The organism is Polaribacter sp. 20A6 (assembly GCF_011378915.1).
Taxonomy (GTDB): Bacteria; Bacteroidota; Bacteroidia; order Flavobacteriales; family Flavobacteriaceae; genus Polaribacter; species Polaribacter sejongensis.
The window spans coordinates 561,240-575,816 of record NZ_WTPZ01000003.1 but is presented as its reverse complement, the minus strand read 5'-3'; the positions used below and the strand labels follow the sequence as shown (position 1 = coordinate 575,816).

The window sequence follows — 14,577 nt, the reverse complement described above, 5'->3', positions numbered from 1 at the left end:
ACATTTTTACATTATTTAAATACTCCTCCAGAATATGGAAAATGTGGATTTTTCACACTTTCTCTTTTTAGAATTTCATTTGCTTTTTCCACCAATTCTGGGTGTTGTTTAGAAACATCATTCTTTTCATATAAATCTACAGATAAATCATATAATTCTGTGTGGTAATTATCGCCCATTCTTACTGCTTTCCAATTTCCAAAACGAGTAGCTTGTTTAAATCCTTTTACACTTCTTCCTTCCTGAATTTCGAAATACAGAAAATCATGTTTTTGTTGATTTCCTTGGTCTAATAATTCTGGTAAAATAGAAATTCCGTCTGTTTTGTTAGGTGATGTTGTTTCTGCAACTTCTGCAAATGTTGGCATGATATCATAAAAAGTTGCTGGATGATTTGTTGTTGTTCCCTCTGCTATTTTATTTTTCCAATAAGCAAACATTGGCACTCTTACTCCGCCTTCATACACATCTCTTTTATATCCTTTTAAATCTCCAGAACTATTAAAGAATTTATAATCATGATGATTTTCACCTGTCGGACCATTATCACTAGAAAAAACAATTAAGGTATTTTCTAATTCACCACTTGCTTTTAATTTATAAAACAATCTTTTAACTTGTGCATCTAACATTGTAATTCTAGCTGCATGTCTTCTTTCTATTTCTGGCCATTCTTCTATTCTATCGGCATACAAATCTGTTTCACTTAAAAACAACTCATGTGCATGCGGTGTTCTATAAGACATGTATAAGAAAAAAGGTTTCTCATTCGATTTTTTATCTAAATAATCTAACGCAAAATTTGTTCTAAACTCATCTAAACATTTGTGTTTATTATAATTATAAAAAATAGAATCTTGATTGTTGTTTACCCAATGTACACGTTCATCAATCTCTCTTCCATTAACATCTTTTCCCCATTGTTCTTGCACGGCATAATCAAAACCACGTCCTTTTGCCCAGGTAGAAGTATCTTCTGGCACACCTAAATGCCACTTACCAATCATTGCTGTTTGATACCCTGTATTTTGCAACATTTCTCCGATTGTTTTTTCTGATTTCTTTAAAGCAACTCGATCCCACTTTCCATTTACATCTCCTTTATTTCCTCGAATATTTACGTGTCCTGTATGCAAACCAGTCATTAAAACAGCTCTAGAGGGAGAACAAACAGAAGTACCCGCATAAAAATCTGTAAAACGTTTTCCTACAGAAGCCAAAGAATCTAAAAAAGGGGTTCTAATTTCTTTTTGTCCGAAAGAACCTAACTCTCCATACCCCAAATCATCTGTTAAAAGAAAAATAATATTCGGTTTCTTTCCTTTATAACTTTCTTTAAAATTGGCCGTATCCTCTTTTTTTTCTAAATTATTACAACTTGTAAATACACATAAGCATACCAGCAAAACGGTTACATATTTTAATAACTTCATAAATATTCTTTTCGTGTTAAATATTACTTTATGATTTCTATGTAAAATTGAACAAAAAAAGAAACACATTTGTTTTTGCAGATGCAGAAAATGTATTTTAGCGTAAATTAAGTACTATAAACTAGGTTTTTAGACTCTTATTTATCTTCTTTTTACCACTATTTATCTTAAAAGTATAACTTAACACCACGTAACGTCCTAGGCTTTGCAAATTGGTTTCTTCAAAATAATTTAAAGTACTTCTTCTATAAACATCTATATTTTTATCTAAAAGATCTATTAAAACCAATTTAATAATATTGTTTTTAGGTGTTAAAGCGTATGATATTGCAGCATTCCAAATAGGTATTTCTTGTTGTATTAAAAACTTATTATCTGTATACACCAAATAATCGAATTGTGTGTTTACGTTTAATCTTTTAGAAAAATCGAAATCTACCATACCAAAATATTTTTGGGTGGTAAATTTTCTATCTAAATTATTCTCTATAGAAAAACTAGTATTATTAACAACGTACGTTGCACCTGCTTTTAAATCTACTTTTCTTTTACTATTATTTTGAAGGATTAAACTTGTTAAATAATCTTTAGAAACCACATTATTTAATTCATAATTCACAATTGAATTTGCAGCATTATTAGAAAATTTATTTTTAAGACTCAACCTTACTCCTAAACTATTTATTTTTTTAGTAATGTTTAACAAGGCATTAAAACGAATCTTTTCACCACTATTTTGATAACTAATTGTTCTAATATATTCATCATCTATAGTTACATTTCTAATAATTGCATCCGTAGAATTTGAATACTGAATTTTACCATTAAAATTAAATGACGAATTAAAATCATACACATTTGCTGTGGCAGATATGGAGTTTGTTTTTTCGTTTTTTAAATCTGGGTTTCCTGTATTAATTGCATACGGATTTATATCATTATAAAACGGATTTGCTTGATTTGCTCTCGGTGCTTTTATATATTTTCGATATGTAAATCTAAATTTCTGACCTCTTTTGGGTTTGTATTGAAAAAATAAAGATGGGTTTAGATAAAATTTTTCTCTGATAAATTGATTTTTATCAACTTCTCCAAAACTTCGATGTAATGTTTGTAGCTCTAAACCTGTAGATATATTTAAAACAGATTTATTATAACTATGAGAAAATTTTGTTTTAAAACTATTTTCAGAATATTTGTAATAATATTCTATCGCGTCTTCTACTGTAGTGGTTTTTATTGTTTTTCTATTCTGATTGGTATTTTCTGTTCCTGTTAAAATTTCTGAAGATGCTTCTGTATTAAAATAATGATTTCCTCCTAAAGGTTCTGTATATTTTACTTTCACCAAAATATCTGCAGAACTCAAATCTTCGTCTCTTAAAATTTCAAAATTTGTGGTAGACGGATTCGTTTTATTAAGGTTTCTTTCAATAAATGTATTCTGATTATTATTTTTAGTATAATTGTTAATTACAGCTTTAAAACTTGTGCTGTAACTTCTTCCCTTTTTGGGTAATTTACGGTAAAAATCTACATTTAGATTTCCATATTTTTTAAGATTTGAGTTTGATGATGTATTGGTATTTGTTGTCACCAACTCATCCATTGTGTCAAAAAATAAACCTTCTCTAATTAAATCAGAATTTATCTTGTCTGAAAAAAACTTCCCTTTAACACGTAAACTACTTGTTTTATTTGATTTATTCTCATAATTAAAGTTCAAATTATGATTATCTGAAATATTCAAATACTTGTTTTTAGAACTATAGTTAAAGTTATTGGTATTAGAAAAGAACACTCTTTTTGTATCTGAAACACCATTATTTTCAGAAAGGTTATAAAAATAATCTACGTTAAAAGATTCCTTTTTTCGAAGTTCTTTTCCGTAATTGATACCAGTAACTACCGTTTTTAAAAAGCCACTTAAACTTTTTTGAGGATTTATAAAATCGTCTTCAGAATCATCGGCAATACCATCTGCATTTTCTAGAAATCCTTGAATATTAGAACCCGTAACATTAATATTATTAAACTTCCCAATTACAGACAATTGCGATTTAGAATTAAATTGATTGTAATTTAGATTGCTAAAATATCGGTTATCTAAACCTAAACCCGCTGCAACCTTACCAAAACCTCTATTTTTTTTCGACTTTTTTAATGTAAAATTAATAACAACTTCTTTATTACCATCATTAATACCTGTTAACTCTGCTTCATCACTATTTTTATCGATTACTTCTATTTTGGCAATTGCATCCGCAGAAATATTTTTTAAAAAGATGGATGGATCTCCTCCAAAAAATTCTTTTCCATCTACAAAAATTTTAGTAACCGTAGTTCCTTGTGCTACTATCTTACCTTCTTCCATTTCAATACCTGGAAGCTTATTTAATAAACCATCAATATTGTCATCAAAATTAACTTTAAAAGAATCTGCATTAAAACTAACCGTATCTTTTTTAATTTGAATAGGCACAACCGCGGTAATAACAACCTCATCTAAAAGCCCAACATCTTCTTTTAAAACAATTGTTTTTAAATCTATCAACTGTTTTTTGTAAATCATTTTTTTAGAAAATGTTTTAAAACCCAATAAATTTAATTGAAGAATAACCGTATCTTTTGGTATGTCTTTTAAAAAGAAAGTTCCTTTTAAATCTGTAGTTGTATAACTTAAAAAAGAAGCATCTTTAGGGCTTATTAATGCTACAGAAACCATTTCTAAAGGAGTGTTGGTTTCATCAGTAATAACACCTTTTATACCTGAAGATTGTGTGTAACTATTTACTGAAAAACAAAATAGGAACATTAACGATGCTCCTATTTTAAAATTTATTTTGGTTGAAAACATATTTTCAGATATTTTTTATAATGCCTTTAGTAAATACAAATTCCTTTTAGTTAACTGGCCTTAAAAATAAGCAAGTAATTATAAAAAGTTTGTTTTCTTGAAGACTAATTTTGTTATTATATGTCAAAAACAGTTTTAAAATTCAAAAATAATTCCACTACTTTTTCTTTTGATTTACGTCTTAAAAAAATCCTTTCCTATTCAAAAGGAAAAAGAACGGACTCGGTACTAGACTCTTCCATTAATTGTTTTAATTCTGACACAATTTCTGGGTGTAAACTAGCAACATCTATAGTTTCAGAAACATCTTTAGATAAATCATATAATTCAAAAGCAACTTTCTTTTCGCCTTTTAAATTCATCTTATTCCAAACACCTTTCCAATTTCCTTTTCTTATAGCCTTTCTACCACCTTTTATATTGAATTCCCAATATAAATGCGCGTGTTGTTCTTGTCCTTTTTTATCTAATAATGTTGGCAAAAAAGAAATACCATCTATACCTTTTGGGTTTTTAGTTTCTGTTATTTCTGTTAAAGTTGGTAAAACATCCCAAAAAGTAGAAATATGATCTGTTACACTTTCTGCTGCAATTTTATTTGGCCAAACCACTATAAATGGTGCTCTAATTCCGCCTTCATATAAATCTCTTTTGTAACCTCTAAACTTACTATTACTTTCAAAAAAATCTGGACTTGCTCCTCCTTCGGTTGTAGGACCATTATCACTAGCAAACATAATAATGGTATTTTCAGTAAGACCTAATTCTTCTACTTTTGCTACAATTTCACCAACATAGGCATCTATTCTTGTTACCATAGAAGCATAGGTTGCTTTTGGTTTATCACAAGGTGAATATTCATAAGTTACTATATTTGGACCATAATCTGAAGTATATTTATTGTCTGCGGTATAAGCTGTTTCTTTAAATTTTCCATCATACATTTTAAAAATAGAATCGTTTGGAGAAATAATTTCTGCATGTGGCAATACTAAAGGAACATAAGCAAAGAACGGTTTATCTTTATTATCTTCTAAAAATTGAAGTCTATGATCTCTAATTTTATCCGGAGAATACGTAACTTTATGTGTCCAATCATTCCCCTCTAAAGAATCTATTTTTTGATTATGGTTTAAATAAGGAGGATAATAACGATGCGCTAACTTTTGATCATTATAACCGTAAAACTCATCAAAACCTTGATTGTTTGGATCTCCTTCTCCAAAACCTAATCCCCATTTACCAAACATACCAGTTACATACCCTGCTTCTTTTAAAATTTCTGCAATGGTTACTGAGTTTTTCGGTAAAGGAACTTGACCTTCTTCATCTTCTACCAACTGTCTATTTCCCCTAATTGGCGTATGTCCTGTATGTTGACCTGTCATTAAAGTAGAACGTGAAGGTGCACAAACAGCAGAACCGCTATAATGTTGCGTAAATTTCATTCCTCTCGCCGCTAAAAGGTCTAGGTTTGGAGTGTAAATTTTTGTTTGACCATAAGTTCCTAAATCTCCAATCCCCATATCATCTGCTAAAATATAAATGATATTTGGTTGCTTCTGTTTTACCAAAACTTTCTTACTCTCTTTTTCTTGTGCACAAGAAATTGCAATTGTAAAAACAAAGGCACCCCATAAAATTAATTTAATCTTCATAATTTAAACCGTTTAATTGGTGTTTTTTCATTTATAGACATTATTGTCCGATAAAAGACATAAGACCGCTTCACTTTTAGAATCAAGAACCAAGACTTGACTCCAACTCCGTGACAAAGAGATGTAACTTAAATTAGTCTGCCTTTTCTCAATAATTTTACTTAAAAAAACCAAGGGTATCATTAAAAAAATAAATACTTAAACCACTTGTTTTAAAAGGTTTATCAAACTAAAAAAAATATTAATCGGATACTAATGATTTATAGATTAAAAAAGAAAAGACATTTAACAACTCTAGGAGATATTAAATGTCTTTCTAATTGTTATTAATAAAAACTATTACAAAAGTTTAAGACAACTTTTCAGTTATCTAAATTGTACTTCTTTAACTCCATTTGTAAAATCGACACCTCTTAACTTTACAAAAATGGCTTTCATTTCTGCTAATTTTTCTGGATTAGATTTAGCTAAATTATTTTGTTGCCCTTTGTCTTCTTTTACATTATAAAGTTGCTCATAAGGAAAGTTACCAACTTCAATACTTACTTTTTCCCTAAAGTTTTTTCCTTTATAATCTGGTATATATACCCAATCTCCACGTCTTAAAGCTGTTTTTCCTGTAGCTTCAATCACCAAATTATCTCTTCCTGTATCACTATTACCTAACAAGGTATTTAATATATCTTTACTATCTGTAGTCGTTTCTGCAGTACCAGTTAAGTTTGCAAGAGAAGCTAATAAATCCATCTGACAAACAATAGCATCTGAAACTGCAGGTTGTATTTTCCCTTTCCAATACGTAATAAAAGGAACTCTTGTACCTGCTTCAAAAATACTGTATTTACCACCTCTAAATCCTCCTTTAGGATCGTGTTTACCTAATTTTTCTACGGCATCATCATAATAACCATCATTTAAAACTGGACCATTATCACTAGAAAAAACAACTAATGTATTTTCTAAAATACCTTCTTCTTTTAAAGTATTCATAAATTCTCCAATCACCCAATCTGCTTCTAAAATAACATCTCCTCTTGGTCCCATTCCAGATTTACCTACAAATCTTGGATGTGGCGTTCTTGGTACATGTGGCTGCTGCATTGCATAATATAGAAAGAAAGGTTTGTCTTTATGTGTTTTAACATAATTCTGTGCCTTTGCTAAAAAATGATCTGCCATGTCTGTATCTGTCCATTTTGCAGCATCTCCACCTTTCATAAACCCTATTCTTGGAATTCCGTTTACAATACTATTGTTATGACCATGATGCCATTTCATCGTTGTCATTTCTGGATTAGAAATTGCCGTTGGTTCTCCTTCAAAATTCTCTTTATAACTTACTTCGATAGGATCATTTTTATCTAAACCAACAACATTTCCGTCTTTTATGTATACGGTAGGAACTCTATCCTGCGTAGCAGCCATAATATATGAACTTTCAAAACCAACTTCATTTGGACCCGGAGAAACTCTTTCGTTCCAATTTACAATTCCGGTACCTAAACCTAAATGCCATTTACCAACAATTGCTGTTTGGTACCCTTGTTTCTTCAACATTTTTGGTAAGGTTTGTTGCTCTGTAGTAATTAACAAAGGTGCTGTTCCTGGTAAAATTTTAGCATCTTTATTTCGCCAAGGATACACACCTGTTAACAAAGCATATCTACTTGGTGTACACGTTGCCGAAGAAGCATACCCATTTGTAAATTTAATTCCGCCAGACGCTAATGCATCTATATTTGGCGTTTGTAGTTCTGTAGCTCCGTAGGCACTGATATCTCCATAGCCTAAATCATCTAAATAGATCACTACAATATTTGGTTTCTGTTCAGTCTTTTTTACTTCTTTTTTCTCTGGTTGATTTTTACACCCAATTGCAAAAACGAAAGTAAAAACTAATAAAAAATTTAATTTAACGATTCTCATTATCTTGTTTTTATATATAATCCTTTGTAAATAAAAGTTCTTCATTTGAAAAAAAATATTCCCATCTAAAATTGAAATGGGAATATCATTCTATTTTAAATTATCTAGGTTCGATAATTAATAAATCAAAATTATCTAACCATAGTTTTTGAACGATAGCATCATCTTGACCTGTACTTTCTATATTAAGATCGAATCTACCAGAATTAATATCTCCTAAAGTTATTTCTGGTAACGTAAGTTTTACCCATTTCCCTTTTTCTGTTGCTGAAATATCAAAATTAAAAGTTGCATCAGAATCTGCATTAAAAGAAAACTGAATAGAACTCATAACAGTAGAATTTTCGATATAAACCCAAACAGAAGGAATATACGTACCTGCAGTTACAGGGCTTAAAGTTGTAAAACCAGCTCCTTGTAGTCTAGCAATTGCAGGAATTCCACTCGCTGTAGTTTCAAACTTCATAGAACTATTTCCTTGATAAGCCATAGCATCATCTCTCCAATAATATAATGGGCCACCTTCATTATTTTTGTTATGTTGTGCAAAATATCCTTCTGTATTTGCTTTTTTAAATTGATTACCAGAACCACCCCATTCTTGTTCATAGCCCGTATAACCTGGTATATTCATAGCTCCTTCAAAATACATAACAACTTTTTTGTTCTCGAAGCTTTCTAAAACTCTAGAATCTACAGATTGTATATCGCCCGAAGTATAAGCAACAGTAACCACATCACTATTATAAATTGGTGCTGCTAATGTTATATCTATCTGCGTTGCATCTTCACTATTAATTGCAACTGATTGCACCGCAATATTTTGATTGAAACCTGCTGTTGTATTTGCTACATTTACAGTAAAATTATCTTTTTCTGATGCAGCTAAAACGCCTATTTCTCCTGTAAGTTTAAAAGAAATAACTTCTGTTGCATCTTCTTTTAAACCTCCATTAAGTACAAAAGGTTTTGTAGATGGAATTACTTTAATTTTTAAAGGAATTAATTTTATTACTTCTCCTTTTGGTTTTGGTTCTTTTCTACTAGAAGTAATATCTCCTGCTACAAAATCTCCTAAACTATTATATAAAACATCTACAGAATCTGCACTGCTTTTATCTTTATCTCCTCCTTTAAATGTCCATGTTCTAGCGTCTGGTTCTCCTGAAGTAGTCATATCTACATACGTAAGTTTATCGCCAGCTTCTAAACTTACAGTTTTCCAAGAGTCAATATCTTCAATAGTTGGCATATCTGTTTCGCTTACACTTAAAATTACTTCTGTACCTTTAAGCACCTGAAATACCGGTTTTAAATCATCATAAACATTAACCGTAAATATTTTATCAACCAACCAAGTACCATCTGCTTGTTTTACAGACTCAGTTACAGAATCTTTAAAAACATTTTTAAGTGCAATTTCTTTAATTCCTGGTGTATTAAACAGCACATTTATTTGCTGATCGTCTAAACTTGTTGGTCCTGTAGCTTCTATAAAATCTGAATAGATTGAATTATCCGAAGAAAACTCTTTAGACAAAGAACTAGTACCCTCTGGTATACTCCAGCTATGGCTTACCGCATTCGTAGAAACATCATATAATCCTATAAATTGATTAAGTGCCACTACATAATCTCCTGTGGTAGTATTTTGTGTTGCTATCCAAGTAAAACTAGAGAAATCTCCATAAGGTGCATCATATTCATTTTCACTACATCCAAATGCCGACAATATCAACATTAATACAATTCCTATTTTTTTCATTTTTTTCATTTTAGATTAGTTAGAAATTTTTGGATTATTTATGGTTTCACTTGCAGGATATGGTAAATACCCATCAGTATAAAATTCTGCTGCTGCTGAAAATTCTGGTACTATTTGAAAATCGGTTTCAATTGTACTGATACCTTCTCTTACCAAACTAGCTGTTCTTGTTCCTGTTCCTGTAGCTTCTTCGTTTAAATACTCATAATCCGTAGCATAAAAATTTCTTTCACTTAATGCCGTGTAACGCTCTTTAGCAATTCCCCATCTACGTAAATCAATATTTCTTGTAGAAAAACCTTCTACACATAATTCCATAGGATATTCAAATAATTGTAAACGTGTTCTTACTTCTTCTTGAGAATCATACGCTGCACCTTCTAAGGCTAAAAGTCCCCAACGTTTACGTACTGCATTGGTATATGACAAAGCACCAGCAATATCTCCCGTTTCATTTAAACATTCTGCCATCATTAAATAAACACCAGACAAACGGTTTAAAACAACATTTTTACCAGATTGCCAACTATTAACACCTAATGTATTTTCATCATTAGTAATATCATGATTGGTGTACTTTTTAAAATAACCATATTTACCTGAGGTCTTAAAATTTTGTAAAATAGCAGCAGATGGTGATTGATAATACTCTGTATCTTCATCATTTACAACAGCAAGCATAGCAGAATTTCTTAAAGAAACTTTTCTTAGCCTTACAACACCTGCTCTATCTGTTACCGTATTTCTTGGATCAGTAGGATCCATTTCATCACTAGCATAAGCATGAATTAACCATGCTGCAGCTGTAAAAGTTTCTAAATTACTTGACCCACCACCACTTCTTGGCGCTGAATACCTAGCACTTCTTGTAATAAAATCGTCTTCATTAAAAGAATTATCTTCTGCTTTATGCATACTATAATTAATTTCAAAAATAGATTCTGAGTTAAAATCACCTACTTTTGTAAATAGGATACTTGCATCTTGTACTAAAGCGTATCCGTAATCTTTCTTTTTATTATTAATAATATCATCAAAATAATCTTTGGCTACGGCATAATCTCCTTCATACAAATAACTCATTCCTAAAATAGTACCGGCTGCACCTGCATCTACTTTTGTTTTTGGCAACATTTGTCCAGGTAAATTGGTATAAGCATATTCTAAATCTTTTCTAAAAAAAGCGATTACTTCTGCAGATTCTGATGCTGCTTTTGCAAAATCAGTAGGTTTTACCGGATTTACATCTCTAATAATAATTTTTCCTTGTTTAAAAACTGAATGCAAATAGAAATGCGCTAAGCCTCTAAAAAAACGTGCTTGTCCCATTTGTAAAGTCCATTTTTCTTGACTTTTTAAATCATCAGTCATCCCGTTTAAACCTTCTATTACTTGATTTGCTCTAAAAATAACTTGATACAAAGCATTCCATCTTAGTTGTAATTCGTTGGTGTTTTCGTTTATCTTATGTTCGTACCAATTCTTAGCAAAAAGAGATACATCTTGACCATCTGCTGGAGACCTGTCATTAAAACGACCACCAGGATATCCTTCATCTGATCTCCAAGATTCTACACGTGCATTTACGATATACTCATTTAACATGGCACCATACACCGAAATTAAATTAGTTTCAGACTCTTCTAAGGTAGACCAATAAATGTCTGCAGATATTTCATTCGGATTCACTTCTTCTAAATATGAATCACATGAAAATAATGTTAAAAACATTACCGTTAAAGAAATTGTTTTAGCTATATATGTTTTCATTTTGTGTGTTTTTAAAAATTAATATTTAAACCGAAACTATATATTGCTGCAAGCGGATATCTTGAGTTGTCTATACCTCTTCTGGCAACATTGTTAGAGCCAACTTCTGGATCATATCCAGAATATTTTGTAAACGTAAGTGCATTTTGTGCTGTTAGAAAAAATCTAAATTTATCTAGACCAATTTTAGAAGTAACCTCTTCAGATAGCGTATACCCTAATGAGATTTGCTTCAACCTTAAATAATCTCCATTTTCTAACCAGTAATCTGTAAGTCCAGAATAATTATAATGATCAGAAGCATCACCTCTAAAGATTGGTATTTGAGAAGTTGGGTTGTTTGGTGTCCACATATTCTTTAAATCTTGATGACGCTCATAATTATAAGAAGCTGCTTTATTACCATTTAATACTTCTGCACCAACGGTACCATACCAATTCATCGATAAATCGAAACTTTTATAATTCCAGTTTAAATTAAGACCATATTCAAAATCTGGCAATCCACTACCTTTATAAACCCTATCAGAATTGTTTATTTTTCCATCATTGTTAGTATCAACATAAATTAAGTCTCCTTTTTCTGCATCTTCTCTTCCTTCTAAGGATCTATATGCTGCAAGTTGCTCATCTGTTTGTACCACACCGTTGGTTTCATATAAAAAGAAAGAACCAGCCTCACGACCAACTGCAATAAATGACACTGTAGATTCGGTTGTTTCATTTACCAATCTTACACCGTTATTAGGCACAATAGTAACACCATCTTGCATTTTTGTAATCTTGTTGCTATTGGTTGTAAAAGTAGCTCCCAATCTTAAATTACTTTCACCAACTTTTCCTCTATAGTTTGTAGCAAATTCAAACCCTTTGTTTTCCATATCTCCAATATTTAAAACTAAAATATTATCATAATATGCACCTGCAGAACCAGGCAATGTTACAGGGAATAACATATCTCTTTTTTTAGTATTGTAGTAATCTGCAGTAACTGTAATTTTATTTCTTAAAAAAGAAAGATCTACACCAACGTTATTAGATACAGAAGTTTCCCATTTTACATCTGCATTTGCATAAGATATAATTGATGTTCCAAATTCTTCTCCACTATCGCCTTCATCAAAAACATAATCTCCAAAAGGAGCAATTGTACTAGCATATTCATAATCTGCAAAACTATCGTTACCAACAGTACCATGACTTAACCTTACTTTAAGACTATTAACTGTAGCTTTTATTGGTTCCCAAAAATCTTCATCAGAAACATTCCATGCTGCAGAAATAGAAGGGAAAGTACCCCATCTATATTCAGATCCAAACCTAGAAGAACCATCGTATCTTGCCAATGCAGATACTAAATACTTTCCTTTATAATTATACTGCAACCTTCCAATAGTACCTACCGTTTTTTTATTGTAATTATCAGTAGTTCCAGAAATATCTGGATTATAACCACTGTTTACTAATTGGTTTATAGTACCGCCATCTAACACTAATAAATTATTATTAGAAACTCCCTGAATAGAAGCGTCAAAAGATTGATGATTATCTTCCTCTAAAGCCAATGCTACTGTAGCCCCAATACTATGATTACCAAATTTCTTTTTATAATTTAAACTGGCATCCCAACTAAACTTATTCGTTCTAGAAGCAATGGCAATAACTCCACTTCTTGTGTCATCAGTTATTACTTCATCATTTTCTAAATCATATAAAGAAAAACTTGGTTTAAAAATATTTCTGATATCATTCGTAACAGAAACCCCTACTCGTGTAATAAAGTCTAACGATTCTGATAATTTTCTATTTACACTTAAACTTGCATTGATACGATCTCTATTACTATTATCTAATTGTCTAAGTGCTTGATTTAAGGCTACAGAAGGAGTTCTAACACCACCAATTGCACTACCATCTACAGATTCTTCATCAGGATCTATTGCTGGATAATATGGTTTATATCTACCTGCTTGCACAATTAGACCTGCACTAGACCTTTTCCTTTTTTCGATGGTAAAAGATAAACTTCCATCTATTTTCCAATTATCTGTATTATACGTTGTACTTGCTCTACCGTTGTATCTTTTAAAGTTTGAATTTACAATAGAACCATCTTGATCAAATAAACTACCTACAACATTATATGTAAATTTTTCTGCACCACCAGAAACACTAAAATCATAATTTTTAACCTCTGCATATCTATTTAATACATAGTCATCAAATTTATTATCATTATTAATCCATTCTGGGTAACGCGCAACAATATGATCAAAACTAATGGCAGTATATGCATTTCTATTTACTTCATAAAACAATTGTCCTTCTGTATTCATTAAAGGGGTTGCCTCATCTCCAACAGTTTGTAAACCAAAAGTATAATTAAAACCAACATTCATTTGTCCTGCTTTTCCTTGTTTGGTGGTTATTAAAATAACCCCCGCAGCTCCTCTTGCACCATAAATAGCTGTAGATGCAGCATCTTTTAAAATATCGATACTTTCAATTTCATTAGGACTTAATCCTGGATCACCAATTTGAGGAATACCATTTACAACAAATAATGGTGTATTTGAACCAATTAATGAAGTTACCCCTCTAATTTGAATATTTGCTGCTTCACCTGGTTCTCCTGAACTGGCTGTAACATTTACACCTGCAACTTGCCCTTGTAATGCAGAGGCAACATCTGGTGTTACAAACTTTTCTATATCTCCAGTAACCACTCTATTTACAGCTCCCGTTAATTCTTTTTTCTTAACAGTTCCGTAACCAACCACCACAATTTCTTCTAAAGATTCTGTATCTGAATCTAAAGAAATATTTAATTGTGTTTTTGTAATTTCTACCTCTTTATTCTGCATACCTAAATAAGCAAACACTAAAGTTTCGCCTATTTTAGCTTTAATAGTAAAATTACCATCAAAATCTGTGCTTACACCTCTCTTTGTACCTTTAACGACCACAGAAACTCCCGGTAAAGGAGTATTATCTGCACTATCTGTTACAGTACCATTTATTGTAGTTCTTTGTGCACTGGCATCAAAACTACAGAACAATACAGCAAATAAGCTTAGTAGGCTATATGCTAATATTTTGTTTTTTAATAAAAAGTTTAATTTCATGGGTTGATTTTTATTCGTTTTTATTCAAATTAGTTTTTTGTCT

General features: G+C 30.9%; 7 protein-coding genes. All 7 read right to left on the bottom strand.

Going from position 1 to position 14,577, the window contains the following annotated elements; translation table 11 throughout:
- Positions 1 to 11 precede the first annotated feature (11 nt).
- Positions 12 to 1,433 carry a sulfatase-like hydrolase/transferase gene (locus GQS57_RS09765; RefSeq protein ID WP_165732657.1) on the bottom strand — a complete coding sequence of 474 codons (1,422 nt, stop codon included), beginning with the start codon at positions 1,431 to 1,433 and terminating at the stop codon, positions 12 to 14.
- A 121-nt stretch (positions 1,434 to 1,554) separates the two neighbouring features.
- Positions 1,555 to 4,290 (bottom strand): outer membrane beta-barrel protein, encoded by a 2,736-nt coding sequence (locus GQS57_RS09760; protein WP_165732656.1) that lies wholly within the window; start codon positions 4,288 to 4,290, stop codon positions 1,555 to 1,557.
- 197 nt (positions 4,291 to 4,487) lie between these two features.
- Entirely contained in the window at positions 4,488 to 5,948 is a 1,461-nt protein-coding gene (locus tag GQS57_RS09755; protein WP_165732655.1) for an arylsulfatase, read from the bottom strand.
- A gap of 366 nt (positions 5,949 to 6,314) precedes the next feature.
- Positions 6,315 to 7,874: an arylsulfatase gene (locus tag GQS57_RS09750; protein ID WP_165732654.1), complete on the bottom strand. Its 1,560-nt coding sequence runs from the start codon at positions 7,872 to 7,874 to the stop codon at positions 6,315 to 6,317.
- Between the two features lie 100 nt (positions 7,875 to 7,974).
- Positions 7,975 to 9,639 carry a SwmB domain-containing protein gene (locus GQS57_RS09745; protein WP_165732653.1) on the bottom strand — a complete coding sequence of 555 codons (1,665 nt, stop codon included), beginning with the start codon at positions 9,637 to 9,639 and terminating at the stop codon, positions 7,975 to 7,977.
- Positions 9,640 to 9,654: 15 nt separating this feature from the next.
- Positions 9,655 to 11,409: a RagB/SusD family nutrient uptake outer membrane protein gene (locus tag GQS57_RS09740; RefSeq protein ID WP_165732652.1), complete on the bottom strand. Its 1,755-nt coding sequence runs from the start codon at positions 11,407 to 11,409 to the stop codon at positions 9,655 to 9,657.
- An 11-nt stretch (positions 11,410 to 11,420) separates the two neighbouring features.
- Complete coding sequence (locus GQS57_RS09735; RefSeq protein WP_165732651.1) at positions 11,421 to 14,534, bottom strand: TonB-dependent receptor; 3,114 nt, start codon at positions 14,532 to 14,534, stop codon at positions 11,421 to 11,423.
- Positions 14,535 to 14,577 lie beyond the last annotated feature (43 nt).